Source organism: Agrobacterium sp. 10MFCol1.1, assembly GCF_000381165.1.
In the GTDB taxonomy this organism is placed as follows: domain Bacteria; phylum Pseudomonadota; class Alphaproteobacteria; order Rhizobiales; family Rhizobiaceae; genus Agrobacterium; species Agrobacterium tumefaciens.
In genome coordinates, this window is the sequence record NZ_KB906082.1 from 41,564 (window position 1) to 58,327 (window position 16,764).

Annotated in this window: 17 protein-coding genes; 15 read left to right on the forward strand and 2 right to left on the reverse strand. The window is 58.3% G+C overall.

Features of this window, described 5'->3' with window-relative positions; all coding sequences use genetic code 11:
* The first annotated feature begins 64 nt into the window (after positions 1 to 64).
* The 9 genes from F617_RS28750 to F617_RS0122670 all read left to right on the forward strand — a co-directional run bounded on the left by F617_RS28750 (position 65) and on the right by F617_RS0122670 (position 9,391).
* On the forward strand, positions 65 to 241 hold the full coding sequence (locus tag F617_RS28750) for a hypothetical protein (RefSeq protein WP_003518350.1): 177 nt from the start codon (positions 65 to 67) through the stop codon (positions 239 to 241).
* 218 nt (positions 242 to 459) lie between these two features.
* Positions 460 to 1,098, forward strand: coding sequence for an aldehyde dehydrogenase iron-sulfur subunit PaoA (gene paoA / locus F617_RS0122635; RefSeq protein WP_034502497.1), 639 nt, complete (start codon positions 460 to 462; stop codon positions 1,096 to 1,098).
* Positions 1,095 to 2,045, forward strand: a complete 951-nt coding sequence (locus F617_RS0122640; protein WP_019566829.1) for a xanthine dehydrogenase family protein subunit M — start codon at positions 1,095 to 1,097, stop codon at positions 2,043 to 2,045. Before paoA ends, F617_RS0122640 begins: the two co-directional genes overlap by 4 nt.
* A 5-nt stretch (positions 2,046 to 2,050) precedes the next feature.
* On the forward strand, positions 2,051 to 4,249 hold the full coding sequence (gene paoC, locus F617_RS0122645) for an aldehyde oxidoreductase molybdenum-binding subunit PaoC (protein WP_019566830.1): 2,199 nt from the start codon (positions 2,051 to 2,053) through the stop codon (positions 4,247 to 4,249).
* The gene (locus F617_RS0122650) at positions 4,239 to 5,198 is read left to right on the forward strand and encodes an XdhC family protein (protein WP_019566831.1); all 960 of its coding nucleotides are present in this window, start codon (positions 4,239 to 4,241) and stop codon (positions 5,196 to 5,198) included. Before paoC ends, F617_RS0122650 begins: the two co-directional genes overlap by 11 nt.
* Positions 5,199 to 5,242: 44 nt before the next feature.
* Positions 5,243 to 5,836: an NTP transferase domain-containing protein gene (locus F617_RS0122655; RefSeq protein WP_256379952.1), complete on the forward strand. Its 594-nt coding sequence runs from the start codon at positions 5,243 to 5,245 to the stop codon at positions 5,834 to 5,836.
* A 139-nt stretch (positions 5,837 to 5,975) separates the two neighbouring features.
* Positions 5,976 to 6,281 carry a putative quinol monooxygenase gene (locus F617_RS0122660; protein WP_026331023.1) on the forward strand — a complete coding sequence of 102 codons (306 nt, stop codon included), beginning with the start codon at positions 5,976 to 5,978 and terminating at the stop codon, positions 6,279 to 6,281.
* 299 nt (positions 6,282 to 6,580) lie between these two features.
* Entirely contained in the window at positions 6,581 to 7,567 is a 987-nt protein-coding gene (locus F617_RS0122665) for a GlxA family transcriptional regulator (RefSeq protein WP_003518336.1), read from the forward strand.
* Positions 7,568 to 7,633: 66 nt separating this feature from the next.
* Entirely contained in the window at positions 7,634 to 9,391 is a 1,758-nt protein-coding gene (locus tag F617_RS0122670; protein ID WP_236772734.1) for a bifunctional diguanylate cyclase/phosphodiesterase, read from the forward strand.
* A 61-nt stretch (positions 9,392 to 9,452) separates the two neighbouring features.
* On the opposite strand, the gene F617_RS0122675 is transcribed toward F617_RS0122670, so the two are convergent.
* Positions 9,453 to 9,656, reverse strand: a complete 204-nt coding sequence (locus tag F617_RS0122675; RefSeq protein ID WP_003518333.1) for a cold-shock protein — start codon at positions 9,654 to 9,656, stop codon at positions 9,453 to 9,455.
* A gap of 503 nt (positions 9,657 to 10,159) precedes the next feature.
* Here F617_RS0122675 and F617_RS0122680 point away from each other — a divergent pair.
* The 6 genes from F617_RS0122680 to hutH all read left to right on the forward strand — a co-directional run bounded on the left by F617_RS0122680 (position 10,160) and on the right by hutH (position 15,987).
* The gene (locus F617_RS0122680; protein WP_019566835.1) at positions 10,160 to 11,272 is read left to right on the forward strand and encodes an ABC transporter ATP-binding protein; all 1,113 of its coding nucleotides are present in this window, start codon (positions 10,160 to 10,162) and stop codon (positions 11,270 to 11,272) included.
* Complete coding sequence (locus F617_RS0122685) at positions 11,269 to 11,919, forward strand: ABC transporter permease (protein ID WP_019566836.1); 651 nt, start codon at positions 11,269 to 11,271, stop codon at positions 11,917 to 11,919. Before F617_RS0122680 ends, F617_RS0122685 begins: the two co-directional genes overlap by 4 nt.
* Positions 11,916 to 12,593 carry an ABC transporter permease gene (locus tag F617_RS0122690; RefSeq protein ID WP_003518330.1) on the forward strand — a complete coding sequence of 226 codons (678 nt, stop codon included), beginning with the start codon at positions 11,916 to 11,918 and terminating at the stop codon, positions 12,591 to 12,593. The genes F617_RS0122685 and F617_RS0122690 overlap by 4 nt, the downstream gene beginning before the upstream one ends.
* A 61-nt stretch (positions 12,594 to 12,654) precedes the next feature.
* Positions 12,655 to 13,569 carry an ABC transporter substrate-binding protein gene (locus F617_RS0122695; RefSeq protein ID WP_019566837.1) on the forward strand — a complete coding sequence of 305 codons (915 nt, stop codon included), beginning with the start codon at positions 12,655 to 12,657 and terminating at the stop codon, positions 13,567 to 13,569.
* 104 nt (positions 13,570 to 13,673) lie between these two features.
* Positions 13,674 to 14,417: a histidine utilization repressor gene (gene hutC / locus F617_RS0122700; protein WP_019566838.1), complete on the forward strand. Its 744-nt coding sequence runs from the start codon at positions 13,674 to 13,676 to the stop codon at positions 14,415 to 14,417.
* Between the two features lie 79 nt (positions 14,418 to 14,496).
* Positions 14,497 to 15,987: a histidine ammonia-lyase gene (gene hutH / locus F617_RS0122705; RefSeq protein ID WP_019566839.1), complete on the forward strand. Its 1,491-nt coding sequence runs from the start codon at positions 14,497 to 14,499 to the stop codon at positions 15,985 to 15,987.
* Between the two features lie 23 nt (positions 15,988 to 16,010).
* Here hutH and F617_RS0122710 read toward each other — a convergent pair whose 3' ends face one another.
* Entirely contained in the window at positions 16,011 to 16,757 is a 747-nt protein-coding gene (locus F617_RS0122710; RefSeq protein WP_019566840.1) for a phosphate/phosphite/phosphonate ABC transporter substrate-binding protein, read from the reverse strand.
* Positions 16,758 to 16,764: the final 7 nt, after the last annotated feature.

Below are 16,764 nucleotides of genomic sequence, written 5' to 3' on the forward strand. Positions count from 1 at the left end.
TCTCAGAGCTACGGCCATAGTTACTTGCGAAAGCCCTCCCGACGCGCTTTTCGAGATGCCACCGATGCAGTCGGAGATTGCGGTGATCGTTTCAGTCAACGAAAGAGCATGCAAAATCACCGATGCTCAAATTCAGATCGGCGGTGAGCTGGGAAGCCTCCTGCCCGGCACGGTGGATGCCAGCGAACTCGCGAGGCGCTGGACGGGGTCGCAATTGTCGCAACTCTGCCAGATGCGTTAGTTTTATGAGCGCATGGTCTACTCCATCTCTAGAAAGACAGCCTGCGTGACAGTGGGCGGCTGACGGTGGCTGCCCCATGGATCGCGTATGCCGATTTATGAGCCTCGCTAATAAGTGTTAGCGAAAAGGCGCATCTAATCATCTTCTTTTGCTTCCCTATGTTGGGATATGGCGTTTCTCCGAGTGCGCCAGACCATCAACAACGAATGGAGCTGGAGATGAGAGATCACTCACATTTGGAACTTTCGCGGCGGGACTTACTTGTTTCCTCGGCGGCGGCAATTGCTGTCACGGGAGTTGCGGCAAAAGGAGCCGCAGCACAGTCCTCGGGGGAAGAAATGAATTTCAAGACAAGTGTTTCCTTCAAAGTGAACGGCGAGATGCATGATCTCGAACTCGACAATCGCACGAGCTTGCTCGACGCCTTGCGCGAGCACCTTCATCTAACCGGCACAAAGAAAGGCTGCGATCACGGACAGTGCGGCGCTTGTACCGTGATGGTGGATGGACGCCGGATCAATTCGTGCCTGACGTTGGCTGTGATGCACGACGGTGACGAGGTCACCACCATCGAGGGCCTCGGACAACCTGGAAACCTGCATCCCATGCAAGCCGCATTCATCAAACACGACGGTTTTCAGTGTGGTTATTGTACTCCCGGACAAATCTGTTCCTCCGTGGCGGTCTTAGAGGAAATCAAGTCGAACATCCCAAGCCACGCCACTGCAGACATTTCCGCAAAGGTTGAAATCACCGCGGCAGAAGTTCGGGAACGAATGAGCGGAAACATCTGTCGATGCGGCGCCTACTCGAACATTCTCGATGCAATTGCCGAAGTCGGGGGGATCGAAGCATGAGAGCCTTCACATACGAGCGAGCCACAACGGCTCAGGCGGCAGCGAAAGCGGCAGCAGCCAATCCGGAAGCCAAATTCATCGCCGGCGGGACAAATATCCTGGACTTGATGAAGCTGGAGATCGAGCACCCGGCGCATCTCATCGACATCAACGGAGTTGGTCTCGACAAGATCGAAACCACCTCTGATGGCGGTCTGCGCATAGGGGCTCTGGTCCGCAATACCGATCTGGCAAGCGACGAGATTGTCCGTCGCGACTATGGTTTGCTTACCCGCGCCCTGGTCGCTGGGGCGTCTGGTCAACTGCGAAACAAGGCCACCACCGCGGGCAATCTCCTCCAGCGCACGCGCTGTCCGTATTTCTATGACACCAACCAACCGTGCAACAAGCGGCAGCCGGGAAGCGGATGTTCGGCCCTTGGCGGTTTTTCGCGACAGCATGCAGTCGTCGGAAGCAGCGAATCCTGTATCGCCACTCATCCCAGCGACATGGCTGTTGCGATGAGGGCGCTCGACGCAACCGTCGAAACGGTCAATGGCGACGGCCGTAGCCGCGCAATCCCGATCGCAGACTTTCACAGGCTTCCCGGCGATACCCCACACATCGAGACGGTCCTGGAGCCGGGCGAGTTCATAACTGCGGTCACGCTGCCGAAGCCAATTGGGGGCAAGCATATCTATCGCAAGGTGCGCGATCGGGCCTCCTACGCGTTTGCGCTCGTATCCGTCGCTGCGGTGATCCAGCCGGATGGCACCGGCCGCGTGGCTGTAGGTGGCGTCGCTCACAAGCCCTGGCGAACAGGCTCAGGTGACCAGGAGCTGAAGAGCGGTGCAAAAGCCGCAAGTGCGGCACTTCTCGGCGACGCTCGCCCGACGGAGCAAAATCGCTTCAAGATAACCCTCGTGGAACGAACGATCGGTGCGGTGATCGCAGAGGCAAGGGGATAACGACCATGAAATTCGACACACCTGCAATCAACAATCCCATCGACCAGATGAAAGTCGTCGGTCAGCCTATCCCCCGCATTGACGGCCAAGAGAAAACGACGGGCCGAGCAATGTATGCCTACGAATGGCATGATCCGAATATTCCTTACGCCTACGGGTATCCGGTCGGTGCCGCGATTGCGAAGGGCCGTATCCGGTCGATATCGACCGACGCCGCAAAGCGGTCCCCCGGCGTTTTGACTGTTGTCACCACCTTGGACGTGGGCAAGCGCGAGAAGGGTAAATTCAACACAGCCAATCTTTTTGGTGGCGATGAAGTCCAGCACTATCACCAGGCGGTGGCAGTGGTCGTCGCAGAAACCTTCGAGCAGGCGCGCGCCGCAGCTTCGCTTGTGACAGTAGAATATGAAACTGCGCCCGGGAGCTTCGATCTCAAGAAGGCCAAGGACAGTGCGGTCAAGCCCGACGAGAAGCAGCAGCCCGACACGGCAGTCGGTGACTTCGAGGGAGCCTTCAATAGCGCACCGGTCACTCTCGACGAAAGTTATACCACTCCAGATCAGTCACATTCCATGATGGAGCCCCATGCGTCCATCGCTGCGTGGCATGGCGATAAACTGACCGTTTGGACGTCCAGCCAGATGATTGATTGGTGGCGATCCGATCTGGCGACTACACTTGGTATCGACAAGGACAATATCCATTTGATGTCGCCATTCATAGGCGGGGGGTTCGGGGGTAAGCTTTTCTTGCGGGCCGACGCGGTGCTTGCTGCCTTTGCAGCAAAGGCTACTGGACGTCCGGTCAAGGTCGCGCTTCCCCGTCCGTTCATAGCCAACAACACGACGCATCGGCCGGCGACAATCCAGCGTATTCGCATTGGAGCGACACAGGACGGCAAAATCACCGCGATTGCTCACGAAAGCTGGTCGGGTGACCAGCCTGGGGGCCAGCTGGAAACGGCTGTCAACCAGACACGACTGCTCTACGCGGGTGAGAACCGGATGACTGCCATGAGACTGGCCACGCTTCACTTGCCCGAAGGCAATGCGATGCGGGCGCCCGGCGAAGCGCCGGGGTTGATGGCCCTCGAGATCGCCATAGACGAGATAGCCGAAAAGGTGGGCGTCGATCCGGTCGAGTTTCGGATACTCAACGACACTCAGGTCGACCCTGAGAAGCCCGAGCGCGCTTTTACCCAAAGGAACCTGGTCGGCTGTCTCAAGCTCGGCGCGGAACGGTTTGGCTGGAACCAGCGCGGCAAGCCGGGTTCCCGACGAGAAGGAAACTGGCTGATCGGATCTGGTGTCGCAGCCGCTTTGCGCAACAATCTTCTCCTCCCATCCGCAGCAAGGGTTCGGCTCGGCGCTGACGGCATTGCGACGGTTGAAACCGATATGACCGATATCGGGACCGGCAGCTATACCATCATCGCACAAACAGCAGCTGAGATGTTGGGCCTGCCGGTCGATCGAGTAGCCGTTCAGCTGGGCGATTCCCGGTTTCCGGTTTCGGCGGGGTCGGGCGGGCAGTTCGGCGCGAACTGTTCTACCTCCGGCGTCTACGCGGCCTGCGTGAAGCTTCGTGAGGCGGTGGCGCAGAAACTCGGCTTTAACACTGATGACGTCGTGTTCGAGAACGGACAGGTTCGATCAGGAAACCGTTCGGTAGCGCTTACGGAGGCGGCTGCGCCAAACGGCCTTGTTGGCGAGGATGGAATGGAATGGGGCGATCTTTCCGAAGCCCATCAACAGTCAACGTTCGGTGCCCACTTCGTGGAAGTCGGCGTTGACGTGGCCACGGGTGAAACGCGCATTCGACGCATGCTGGCCGTCTGTGCGGCCGGACGGATCCTGAACCCGATAACAGCGCGCAGCCAGGTGATTGGTGCCATGACAATGGGTGTGGGTGGAGCGCTGTCAGAGGAGTTGGCGGTCGATACGAAGCAAGGCTTCTTCGTCAACCACGATCTGGCTGGCTACGAAGTTCCGGTGCATGCCGACATTCCCCATCAGGAAGTGATTTTCATGGACGAAGCAGACCCCATGTCGTCGCCGATGAAGGCCAAGGGCGTTGGCGAGCTTGGTCTCTGCGGGGTTTCTGCAGCCGTCGCCAACGCAATCTATAATGCCACCGGGGTGAGGGTGCGTCACTATCCTGTGACGCTCGACAAGATCATAGGCGGGCTGCCGGATGTTGCATGACGACATCGCCGCCCTTACGGATATCTGTCCTCAGGAGGATATCCAAGCTGCGACAAAGCCGACGCCGGTTAGGTCGTTGCTAACCGATGATACGGAAGAAATATTTGGCTTTGCGATGAGGGAGCTTGCAAAGGGCGGGGTGGCACTTGCCACCCTTGTCGAAATTCGCGGTGGAGCGGCTCGCGCGCTTGGCTCCCATGTCGCCGTTGCGGCCGATGGTCGTTTTTGTGGTTATGTGTCTGGGGGCTGCATCGAGGCAGCGGTCGCTTCCGAGGCGCTCGACGCAATGGGCGAGAACAGAGATAGGGAGGTGAAGTTCGGATTAGGCTCCCCCTTTTTCGATATTGCCCTGCCGTGCGGCGGTGGGATTACCGTGTCGATCCACGTGCTGCAAAATACCGAGATGTTGAGCGGCGTTCTTGAACAGCTTTATCAGCGCCGGACCACGGGCCTGTGCTACACGAGGCAGACCCAACAGCTCGAGATCGTCGAGCCGCCATCGCGGGCCGGTTACGCCGACGACCGCTTTTTCACGGTCTATCGGCCGCGCACGCGTGTCGTGATTTCCGGTCAAAGTATAGAGGCCGAGAGGGCCGCTGATATAGCCCAATCCTCCGGCTTCGAGGTGGTGGCCTGCACAGCAAACGAAAAAGTTGTGCCCGATATCGATCAGTACACCGCTGTTGTTCTTCTCCATCACGACCTTGATGCGGAGCAGGCCGTTCTGCAAGCCGCGTTACGGTCATCCGCATTCTACATCGGCGCCTTGGGGAGCACCCGTACACACCGTAGACGGGTCGATTTCCTTGTAAGCTCCGGTTTCTCCCGGGCAGATACTGATCGGATAAGGGCACCGATCGGGCTTTTCGGGCCAACCCGCGATGCGAACTCTCTTGCACTGTCCATCCTTGCCGACATCGCGGCGAGCCGCTTGTCCCTCTATGCGTGAGGTTCGGTGTGGAAGCGGCAGGAGATAGACGAGTTTCAGTTGCCGTGGTTGTCCTGGCCGCTGGACGATCGAGCAGGATGGCGGGTGCCGGGCACAAGCTTCTTGCGCGTTTTCGGGAAACCAGCCTCGTTCGTCGGGCCGCATTGGCAGCTATTGGGGCCGGCAATCGTTCTGTGGTTGTTGTGACCGGATACCGAAGCTCGGACGTTGAGGCCGAAATTGCAGGGCTCGACCTGATCATCGCGAGAAACTCCAACTTCAGTGACGGAATGGCAAGCTCGATCGTGCTCGGCGTCCAGCGTGCCGCCTCGCAAGATCCCGACGGGATTATGATCATGCTTGCGGATATGCCGCTGCTTGAACCTGCGGATATTGACGCACTCACCGGCGCTTTTGCGGAGAGAAACGGAGAGGCGATTATCCGCGCGGTGTGCGAAGGAAATCCGGGAAACCCGGTTGTCTTTCCTCGCGCCGCATTCCCGCAGCTCATGGAGCTTATAGGCGACAGCGGCGCGCGCAAGATAATCACGCAATCTGCTCTCGACGTCATCGACATAGAGATCGGCGAAAGCGCCAAGGTGGACATAGACAACACAGAGCAGCTCGTTGCTTTAGGTGGCCATCCAGAAATCGACTGATCATCGAAACCTCATGTGTGCAGAGGCGTGGATCGCTTTTTTTTAATCGACACCCATTTTTATTGTCCACCACCGAACATTTGTCGTGCTTAACGCGTTCCTTCAGTTGCGGCACAATGATGTGCCCATGGAGGTGGTCATGACCAAATTCGCGCTTTACGTTCCGCTCGAGGCAATGCCCGGCAAGGAACAGGAGGTCGCCGAGTTTCTGCGATCAGCCTTACCGCTGGTCAATGCAGAGCCCGGCACGATTTCCTGGTATGCGATACAGGGAGGCCCAAGTTCGTTTGCAATCTTCGATACGTTCGACGATGAGGACGGTAGGGATGCGCACTTAAATGGCCAAGTCGCTGCAGCCTTGATGGCGAAGGCAGAGGCAGGGGACCTGTTCGCCAAGCCGCCGCAGATACACATGCTGTCTATCCTCGCCGAAAAGCGTTCATAGCCCAGACTATTCGGCCCTCACAATGTCGAACAGATGGGCTCAGATCGGCAACAAAATGAGATAATATCTCGTTGACCAATAGCGGGCGGCTGGGGTTGCGGTAGCAATCATAAAAGCCTCCGTTAGTGGTCGGCAGTTCGAACAAAGCTAGCGCGTGCAGAGTTCTTCCGTCGCTTCGAGCTAATACCTTTGACTTTGACGGACCTTCAGCATTGTGCAACCGTCGCCACATAGACCGGCGTCGGCGCGTAGATCCTCGTCGAGAGCTTTGAGTCCTTTGTGCAGGGAAAGATACTCTCATGCGGATCGTGATCTTCGTTCCAAAGGACGTGCATTCTCTGGAGCTTGCAGGGCTAATGGACGTGTTTGCCGAAGCAAATGCCCGTGTTGAAAAGTTATTCTACGAAGTTGCTGTCTTGGCAGGGCACGAGGGTACGATCCGCTGTGCATCGGGGCTAAAAATCCTGACCGACTGCGCTTTCGATGCGTACCTTGGGAGCCCCGATACATTGCTTGTGGCCGGGAGCGTCGGAGTTCCGCAAAGTCCGGGCGGGCGTGTTGTCGACTGGATTGTTAAAATCGCGGCTCAGGCGCGGCGCTATGGCTCCGTCTGCACAGGGGCATTCGTGCTTGGCGAGGCAGGTCTACTAAAAGACCGGCGTGTTACGACGCACTGGCAGTTCGCGTCACTGTTGGCCGAGCGCTTCCCCGAGACGCGGGTGGAAAGCGACCGGGTTTTTGTCCGTGATGGCGCGATGATCACGTCGGCCGGTTCCAGCGCGGCTATAGATCTCGGCCTTTCCCTCGTCGAGGAGGACTTGGGCCGGGAGATTGCGCTCTACGTTGCTCGCCGGCTCGTCGTGTTTCTGAAGCGACCAGGCGATCAGTCGCAGTTCAGCGTGCATCTGGCGGCACAGGCTATCGACCGCAGCCGTCTACACAACGTCCAGCAATATGTTCTGAACCATCCGGCGGCGGACCTCTCTGTCAGCGCCTTGGCGAAGATCGCGGCCATGAGTGTGCGGAACTTTACGCGTGTTTTTTCGCAGGAGGTCGGTATATCGCCATCAGACTATGTCGACCGGACCCGTATCGACGTTGCGCGCTTCCTTTTGGAAGGGAGCCGCCTGCCAATCGCTTTGGTGGCAGCGAGAAGTGGTTTTGGATCGACACGCGCGATGCGCCGTGCCTTTGTTTCGCACGCTGGAGTGACGCCGTCCGACTACCGTGATCGCTTTCGGACGTCTGGCGATGGCGCGAGAATCAGTTTGTCCGAAAACGGCTGACGCTTGTCCTGGAACCGCCTCGGCTGCGGGTTGCCCCGTCCGTGTTCGCCGTCCATGGTTCCTGTCATGGAAGAATTCGAAAAACGCATGCAGTCGCACCCCATGCAGCCCGCGCCGGTCATGTCGGACAATGCGCTTCTCAGCTCCGACGCTATCAGGCCAATTCTTGCGACGCTCGTCGAAGAACTAACCGATGGGATTGCGATCGCACAGCGTTTGGGCGCCAATTCGCCTTTGCTCTATGTCAATAAGGCCTTCGAGCATCTGACTGGCTACGCTCGGAACGAGGTCGTCGGGAAAGATTGCCGCTATTTGCAGGGCAACGAGCGCGACCAACAAGAGGTCGTCCACATTCGCGCTGCGATCGAGGCGGCGGAGCCTCTGGACTCAACGCTGCGTAACTATCGAAAGGACGGGTCGGCGTTCTGGAACAGTCTCAGTCTCCGGCCTGCCTGGGTGGGCGAAGAACTATTCTACGTCGGCATACTGCGCGACGTCTCGGCGATTCGCCAGGCGCACACCGCGCTGGATCGTGTCGCGAACCTCGACGCGACCACGGGTTGCCTGAACCGTCAAGCATTTATCCTGGCTACCGAGGAGCGTTTCGCAACCAATGCCAAAGCGACGCCCTTGGTCGTGAAGCTGGATGTGATCGGTTTTCACGATTTCAACACGGGATACGGTTTCGAAGTCGGGGATGCCCTGCTTTATGAAACCGGGCGGCGGCTGCGGGACGTGGGCGCTGCCCAGGTGGGACGCATGGGCGCCAATGAGTTCGCTTTGGCTTTTGAGCTCACGGATGGATCAAGTGCGGATACTATCGTGGCAGCGGTATCCGCTTCGCTTGCCGCAGACTTCGTCGTGCCAGGTGCAAGTGTCTCACTGCGTTTCGCCATCGGCTATGCGGTGGGGCAGCCTCGGGCGAGACCCATTTCGCTGATCCGCAATGCCGGCATCGCCCTGTGGGCCGCCAAGTCCGCCCCTCTGGGTGGTCCGCGACGGTTTCGAGACTCGGATCACGAACAGGCAAGCCGACGCGTGCTAATGACTCGCGAATTGAAGGTCGCGGTCGCGAATGATGAATTTGTGTATCACTTCCAACCCCAGGTAGACCTTGCAACTGGCGAGTGGGTGGGTGCGGAAGCTCTGATACGCTGGAATCATCCTCTGTTTGGCAGCCAGCTCCCCGGAAGTTTCGTTGAGACTGCCGAGCGATCAGGTCTGCTGCTTGATCTGACCGAGCGAAGTCTGACGACCGTCGCGGCTTATGCACGGCGCATTAACGCGCATCGCGACAAGGCTTTGCGCTTTGCGGTGAATGTATCCGCCGGGGAGTTCCTGCAGCATGACATGGCCGAAATGCTGGATCGGGTCCTTTGCCTGACCAAGGCCGACCCGGCATGGTTGACGCTTGAGATCACCGAAAGCATGTTCCTCAGCGATACACCCGGCGTGATGGACGCATTTCAGCGGCTGCGACAGAGCGGCGTCGGCCTTTCCGTCGATGACTTCGGCACGGGCTATTCAAACCTGCGATCGCTCGAAACCTTTCCGGTTACCGAGATCAAGATAGACCGCACCTTTATCAGCGAACTCGCAACGAGGCCGTCCAGAAGGGTGATTGTCCAGGCCGTTATCGATCTTGGACGCGCCCTTGGGTTAACTGTGGTTGCAGAAGGCGTGGAGACCGAGGCCCAGCGCAAAATGCTTCGCGAAATGGGCTGTCCGGTCGGCCAAGGCTACCTTTTCGGCCGTCCCATCGACGCGGAAGTTTTTGCAGCCGGCTTGGCACGGATCGGGAGCGACGGGGTGGAGACAGCCTAAGGTCAGCGGGAGTAAGGACCGATTTGGCCCCGCGAGTAATCGCGGAGCCAAGAGACGCTGATCAGATGAGGCTGACGTTCTCGGCCTTGGACTTTCCAGTCTTGCGGTCCTGTCCCACATCGTAGCTGACCTTCTGGCCATCCTGAAGAGAACCACCAAACCCTACGGCGGAGATGTGGACGAAGACGTCCGGGCCGCCGTTGTCCGGAGTGATGAAGCCGAAGCCCTTGTCCTGTGCGAAAAATTTGACGGTACCTGTTGCCATGTTATCCTCGTTAATTGAATACGACGCGGTAATACTATTGTTCGATGGCGGTGGCCACAAGGCTTTATGGCCTTCTCGAGCCAAGTCGTCGTGGATGAGTGGTTTTCAAAAACGCCTGTTTTGCGGTCTCAGTCACGATCAGCACGCGATCTGTTGAATTTCAGCACGAATTAATTCGTATTTCCATTCTGCTCCCGCGCACAAAAATCGAAGCAACGAGTTGCTTATGAACAAATTTGTCGCGTTGAGCGGGCCTGATCTTGATCGGCAAAGCAGCGCAGTTTGAAGGCGTAGAGAGTTGCGGCCGCCGAGATCGCTTGCTCTATGTGCATACAGCGTCTCTATAGCGGTCAAAATGCTTAAAGTTTAGTCATTTTCCGGGTTGCGGATATTTTCATCGATCTATCTTGCGGATACGCTATTTGCGTGCTTGTATAGACAACCTAGGCAGTCATCACAGTTGCCGAGCCTGAAGGCGCAGACAGAGCGCAGGAGAGATTTGCATGATCGTCTTCGACAACGTCACCAAGCAATATGCGGGCGCGGCTACTGCCGTAAACGGTTTGTCCCTGACGGCGCCAAACGGCAAGCTGACCGTGTTCGTCGGCCCTTCTGGTTGCGGCAAAACTACATCCTTGCGGATGATCAACAGGTTGATCGTACAATCGTCCGGTTCGATCCTTCTTGACGGCGAACCGACAGATGGCATGGACGTGGCACTGCTGCGCCGTCGTATTGGTTATGTCATCCAGCATGCCGGGCTTTTCCCCCATCGCACCGTTGTTCAGAACATTGCGACCACTGCGCGGCTAAACGGAGCGCCGAAGGAAAAAGCACTGCGCACAGCGCATGAGTTGCTTGAGCGTGTAGGGCTGACCGCCGCCTTTGCCGATCGTTATCCGTGGCAGCTTTCGGGTGGCCAGCAGCAACGCGTCGGCGTTGCACGTGCACTCGCTTCAGATCCCAAATTCATGCTGATGGACGAACCCTTCAGTGCTGTCGATCCCGTCGTTCGCACACAGTTGCAGGACGAATTTCTTCGCTTGCAGCGTGAGATTGGCAAGACCATCATCATGGTGACGCACGATATAGACGAGGCGTTGAAGCTTGGCGATCAGGTTGCTGTTTTGCGTGCCGGCGGAACGCTTGCGCAGATTGCCACTCCAGAGGAATTGCTGGCGCGCCCGGCAGATGCCTTCGTGGCGGACTTTATCGGCCGGGACAGAGGGTATCGCTTCCTGAGTTTCGCCGAATTTGATGGTGCAGTCCCTCTCGGTGCAGAGCCGACCGCCTTGCTCGGCGCAACACCGGACAGCCTTCGTGGCGTTGCAACGGATCGCTGGGTTCTGGTGACTGACGCCGAACATCGTCCCATCGGATGGGCCGATGCGCAGGGTCTCAGGCAACCACTGCGTGAGGGAGATCTCAATCTCAGTGGTACGCTGGCGCCGGAGGGCAGCAGTTTGCGCCATGTGCTCGATGCAGCGTTGAGTTCGCCCTCCGGCCGCGGGGTCATCGTAGGGTCAACGGGCCAGCTTGTCGGCACCGTCACACTCTCTGATGTCGCCAAAGCCATCGAAGCCGCGCGGGTCGGTCGCTTCGGAGGTCAGCCATGAGGTTCGATTGGCTCTACCGGGAATCCGGGCGGATTTTCGAGCTTTTTATCTGGCATCTCGGCCTTTCGGTCATCCCGGTGGTGATCGGCCTGCTTCTTGCCCTGCCGCTCGGTTGGATTGCGCAGCGGGCCGGTTTATTCCGGTCTACCCTGCTGGGGGTTGCCGGACTTCTTTACACAATTCCGTCGCTTGCGCTGTTCGTCCTGCTGCCGCTGGTGCTCGGCACCCGTATACTCGATCCGCTAAACGTCGTCGTCGCGCTGACGATCTACGCGTTGGCGCTTCTGGTGCGAACAGTGAACGATGGTTTGGAATCGGTTTCGCCAGACGTCCTCCAGGCGGCGAATGCCATGGGCTACAGACAGGTTGCGCGTCTGGTGATGGTGGAGCTACCGCTCGCCGTTCCTGTGATTGCCGCCGGATTGCGTGTGGCCGTGGTTTCCAATGTCAGCATCGTTTCCGTAGCGGCACTGGTTGGAACGCCGCAACTTGGTCTGCTCTTCACGCAGGGGCTTCAGCTGCGGTTCCTGACGCCGATCATAGCAGGCATCGTACTCTGCGTGCTTCTCGCAGCCTTGCTTGACGGGCTTGTTCTGTTCATTTCACGCCGCCTGACGCCGTGGCAGCCTGGGAGTGCGGCGCGATGATCGAATGGTTTAGCGATCCAGCTCACTGGACAGGGAGTGATGGTGTCATCGTTCTCGTCGGTCAGCATCTGGCTTATAGCTTTGCGGCCCTTTTTCTCGCCTGTCTGATTGGCTTGCCGGTTGGGCTTTATGTGGGACACACGGGACGCGGTGTCGTCTTCATCGCGGGTCTTGCAAATGCGCTGCGCTCCCTTCCAAGCCTCGGCCTGATCGCACTTCTTGTGATTGTTTTTGGCCCCGTTTTCGCATCCGATATGGCTTTTATCGTACCCAGCCTTATCGTGCTCGTGCTTCTGGCCGTGCCGCCGATCATGACTGGCAGTTACGCCGGTATCGCGGCGGTGGATCCCGCTGCGGTGGATGCTGCAAGAGGCATGGGGAAACGTCCGCTCGATATTCTGTTCGATGTGGAACTGCCCTGCGCTCTGCCATTGATCTTTTCCGGTCTGCGCAGCGCCACGCTTCAGATCATCTCGACCGCAACTATCGCCGCTTATGTTTCTCTTGGTGGTCTCGGTCGCCTGATCATCGATGGGCGGGCGCAGAACGATTATTATCAGATGGCCGCAGGTGCCGTTCTCGTCGGTGCGTTGGCCCTGACCGTGGATCTGATCATCGGCGTCATATCGAGGGTCACCGTATCACCAGGGCTGACGCGTCGAGCGAAGCGGTAGAGGTTCTAAAATAACGCGGTTTTCTATTCCACGACTGTTTCAACATAAAGGAGAAGCTCGCATGGCATTCAGGATCATCACTGCCGCCAGCGCATTTGCGCTCATGGCACTTTCCGCTGCTTCGGCATTGGCGCAAAGCAATCCGCTGGCCGCGCCAGCCACTCCGCGAACCGATACGACCACTATCATCGTCGGTTCCGCCGACTTCCCCGAAAGCCAACTTCTGGCGACGATCTACGCCAAGGCCCTTGCCGCCAAGGGTGTTGCCGTCGAAACGAAGTTGAGCATCGGTAGCCGCGAAGTCTATATCCCTGCGTTGCTCGACGGATCAATCGATCTGTTGCCGGAGTATGCTGGTGCGACGCTGAGCTATCTCGACAAGAGCGCCACGGCCCATTCGCCAAGCGATGTGGCCGCAGCGCTCAAGGCGGCTCTGCCGAAAGGCGTCTCGATGCTGACACCCTCCGCAGCACAGGATTCCGATAGCGTGGCTGTGACGCGCGCGACCGCTGACAAATACAAGCTGAAGACGATTGCCGATCTCGCACCCGTAGCCTCGCAGCTCGTACTTGGCGGTCCACCGGAATGGAAAACGCGCAAGGAAGGCATTATCGGTCTGAAGGAACTTTATGGCCTCGAGTTCCAGTCGTTCAAATCGCTTGACGTCGGTGGCCCGCTGACCCTTTCGGCACTCATCAACGGTCAGGTCCATGCTGCAAACCTGTTCTCGACCGATCCGGCCATCGCTGCAAACGATCTCATCGTGCTTGAAGACGTCAAGAACCTCTTTCCCGCCCAGAACATCGTACCAGTGATTGCCACACCGAAAGTTAGCGACGTTGTGACAAGCACTCTCGATGCTGTTTCTGCCGCCCTGACGACGAAAGATCTCGTCGTTATGAACGGTCGTCTGGCCAATCACGACAGTTTCGATGTCGTGGCGGGCGACTGGCTGGCCGAACACAAATTGAACTGAATCCATCGGCAAAGGGCGTGGCATTGCCCCGCCCTTTGCCGACAACCCTGCGTATTGGTGACGTCATAGCTATGGATCACGACAGAGAGATTTTCCGGGAAGTGATGTCGCCGATATCTGAGAACGCTCATGACGCGCAGGGCACCGAAGACCAGAGTTCACCGCTCTATGTAAAGCTGAAGGACTATGTCCGCAGTCGCGTCGAGGCGGGTGAGTGGAAGATCGGTCAACGTGTTCCATCGGAAAACGAACTGGTCGATATTCTCGGTGTCAGCCGTATGACGGCCAACCGCGCTTTGCGTGAGCTGGCCGACGAAGGGCTTGTGGTGCGTGTACGTGGCAAAGGTTCGTTCGTTGCGTCCAAGAAGCGCACATCGCAGTTCCAGAGCGTACCCAACATTGCCGAAGAAATAACACGCAACGGCGGTGTTCACAGCGCGCGGGTCATACTTCTTCAAATCGAAACCTGCGATCCAGATCTTGCCGAAGCGCTCGCTGTTCCGGCTGACAGCCTTGCTGCGCACTCGATCATTGTGCATGCGGAAGACGGCGTGCCGATGCAAATCGAGGATCGTTTCGTCAACTCGGAATGCGCCCCCGATTACATCAAACAGGATTTCAACCTCGTAACACCCAACGGTTATCTCACGCGAGTGGCACCGATCGTGAAAGCCGAGCAGCATATCGAGGCGGTCAGCGCACAGCCCTGGGAATGCAAGCTGCTGGCGATTTCCAAGACGGAACCATGCCTGCTCGTGCGTCGTCGCACATGGTCGACAAAGGGGATCGTGTCTTCTGTCCGCCTCCTTTATCCCGGCAGCCGCTATCGTCTTTACAGCAGTAATTGAGACACGGGCCAACGCCGGCAGTATTCAAGATGGAAAATTCCCGCTCCTCGCAGCCGTTTCTGCATCATAGGAAAACGTCATGACTGTTCTACTGGATGATGGATTGAGTTGGCGCGATGTTGCCCATATCGGCAAGGGCGAGGCACTGCGTGTGTCAGACGCGGCCTATCTGCGGATTGACCGGGCGAGCCAGATCGTTGACAGCATCGTCGAAAGCGGTGTGCGTGCCTATGGCATCAATACCGGGGTCGGTGCACTGTCGGACACTGTGGTGGATCGCACCGCGCAGGGTCGGCTTTCGCGCTCCATTATTCTCAGCCATGCCTGCGGTGTCGGCCCGTTGTTGGATCCTCGCGAAGTTCGGGCAATCATGGCGGCGCAGATCGCCAATTTTGCCCATGGGCACTCCGGTGTCCGACGCGAGATCGTCTCGCATCTGTCGACGTTTCTGGAACAGGATTGTATTCCCGACGTGCCGTCCCGCGGATCGGCGGGTTATCTGGTGCACAACGCGCATGTTGCGCTTGTTCTGATTGGAGAGGGCCAGGCCCGGCTCGGCGGGCGCGTTATGAGTGGACGGGATGCCCTGGCGGCAATGGGCCTTCAACCCATCGTGCTGGGTGCCAAGGAAGGGCTGAGCCTCGTCAATGGTACAGCCTGCGCGACCGGTCTTTCCTGCATGGCACTTGCGCGGGCCAATCACCTGCTAGATTGGGCCGATGCCATAGCGGCGCTGACGCTTGAAGCAGCAGGCTGCCAGATCGACGCTTTTGACAAGACGGTTCTCGCGCTGCGTCCCTCGAAGGGAATCGCGGCCGTCGGGGCCGCTCTGCGATCCCGGCTTGAAGGCAGTGGGCTGGTTGCCGCCGCTCATGGCCGGCGGACACAGGACGCGCTAAGCCTGCGTGCCGTGCCGCATGCGCATGGTGCTGCACGCGACATCTTCGATGCCTGCGCCTCCATCGTTGACCGAGAGCTCGCCTCCGTCACCGACAATCCCGCGATCCTTGGCACGCCCGAGCAGCCCATCGTCTCGTCGGAGGCCCATGCCGTTGCCCCGGCATTGGGGCAGGCGGCAGACAGTCTCGCCATTGCCATTGCACAGATTGCCTCCATGAGCGAGCGCCGTATCGACAGGCTGGTCAATCCTCTGGTGAGTGGTCTGCCGCCATTTCTGGCGACCGATGCCGGAAGCCATTCAGGTTTCATGATCGCGCAATATACGGCCGCAGCTCTTGTCGGCGATAGCAGACGTCTTTCCGCGCCTGCCTCCACAGATGGAGGGCTGACATCGGGACTACAGGAGGATTTCCTCTCTCATCCCACGGCTGCCGCCAACAAGCTGCTCGCGGTTCTCGACAATGCCGAATATATTCTGGCCATTGAATGGATGGCCGGGGTGCAGGCCCATGATTTCCTGGAAAGTGTTGCCGGGCGGGCAGCCGGAACAAATGCAGTCTACAATCTGCTTCGCGAGCACCTCCAGCCCTATTCGGATGACCGGCCTCTGTCTGCGGACATGGAAAAGGCAAGGCTGCTCCTGCGTGATCTCTCGCCACCGGATATGTGATTGAAGGCCGTGAGGCTCGTGCCTTACATGGTGAAAGGCAGATCGATACCCTTGGCGCGGATGAAGGGCAGGCCTTTGCGCCGTGCAGTCCAGCCGATAACGTGAAGGCTCCGGGCGGCCGGTTCATGCCGTTGCGCAAGCATCCAGGATTTGCAGTCGATCGCGGCAATGTCCGCCCGGCCCTCGGCCACTGCGATGACGGAAGCGCGGTGCGCACCGGTTTCTAGACAATTTTCAAACAGATCGAGGCCCGCACCTTCTGCTTCCAGATCGCGTTTCAAGCTGAGATAGCCGGATAATGACTTGTGCTCGTTGAATGCCAGTATTTTCCCGCTAAGAAATCCTTTCGGCAAAGCGGCCTCACCGGTTTTCGAAGGTTCTGCACCCTCTCCACCGTCGGCTATGCGGGCAATGATGGCGCTGGAATAGAACTCGCCTGCACCACCCTTGATGCCATTATAATCGCTCTGTCCAATCACCTGCACATGATCCTGCAGGCCAAACTCCATTGGCCCCCAGCAGGTGCCGGATATCAGCAGAGCCGGATGCCGCCAGAGCACCGCAAGATCCAATGCATCGGGATCGAGCGTGGCAGGGTCTGCGGCAATGATGGCGCCGTCCTTTCCACGAATACCTCCCGGAACCGCCGGCATATCGCCGTTGCGTCTGGTGAGGCGTTTGGGAGCGTCGATACCCTCTGCTAAAAAACGGGTGCGCATATCGGCCCACAGCTTGTCCGTCTCATTGCGCAGTTCGGGCCAGTCATACATTGGCAGT

Bases quoted from the DNA above. Each gene is read 5' to 3' on its own strand.
- F617_RS28750 (WP_003518350.1), top strand. From the start codon at position 65: ATGCAGTCGGAGATTGCGGTGATCGTTTCAGTCAACGAAAGAGCATGC.
- paoA (WP_034502497.1), top strand. From the start codon at position 460: ATGAGAGATCACTCACATTTGGAACTTTCGCGGCGGGACTTACTTGTT.
- F617_RS0122640 (WP_019566829.1), top strand. From the start codon at position 1,095: ATGAGAGCCTTCACATACGAGCGAGCCACAACGGCTCAGGCGGCAGCG.
- paoC (WP_019566830.1), top strand. From the start codon at position 2,051: ATGAAATTCGACACACCTGCAATCAACAATCCCATCGACCAGATGAAA.
- F617_RS0122650 (WP_019566831.1), top strand. From the start codon at position 4,239: ATGTTGCATGACGACATCGCCGCCCTTACGGATATCTGTCCTCAGGAG.
- F617_RS0122660 (WP_026331023.1), top strand. From the start codon at position 5,976: ATGACCAAATTCGCGCTTTACGTTCCGCTCGAGGCAATGCCCGGCAAG.
- F617_RS0122665 (WP_003518336.1), top strand. From the start codon at position 6,581: ATGCGGATCGTGATCTTCGTTCCAAAGGACGTGCATTCTCTGGAGCTT.
- F617_RS0122670 (WP_236772734.1), top strand. From the start codon at position 7,634: ATGGAAGAATTCGAAAAACGCATGCAGTCGCACCCCATGCAGCCCGCG.
- F617_RS0122675 (WP_003518333.1), bottom strand. From the start codon at position 9,656: ATGGCAACAGGTACCGTCAAATTTTTCGCACAGGACAAGGGCTTCGGC.
- F617_RS0122680 (WP_019566835.1), top strand. From the start codon at position 10,160: ATGATCGTCTTCGACAACGTCACCAAGCAATATGCGGGCGCGGCTACT.
- F617_RS0122685 (WP_019566836.1), top strand. From the start codon at position 11,269: ATGAGGTTCGATTGGCTCTACCGGGAATCCGGGCGGATTTTCGAGCTT.
- F617_RS0122690 (WP_003518330.1), top strand. From the start codon at position 11,916: ATGATCGAATGGTTTAGCGATCCAGCTCACTGGACAGGGAGTGATGGT.
- F617_RS0122695 (WP_019566837.1), top strand. From the start codon at position 12,655: ATGGCATTCAGGATCATCACTGCCGCCAGCGCATTTGCGCTCATGGCA.
- hutC (WP_019566838.1), top strand. From the start codon at position 13,674: ATGTCGCCGATATCTGAGAACGCTCATGACGCGCAGGGCACCGAAGAC.
- hutH (WP_019566839.1), top strand. From the start codon at position 14,497: ATGACTGTTCTACTGGATGATGGATTGAGTTGGCGCGATGTTGCCCAT.
- F617_RS0122710 (WP_019566840.1), bottom strand. From the start codon at position 16,757: ATGTATGACTGGCCCGAACTGCGCAATGAGACGGACAAGCTGTGGGCC.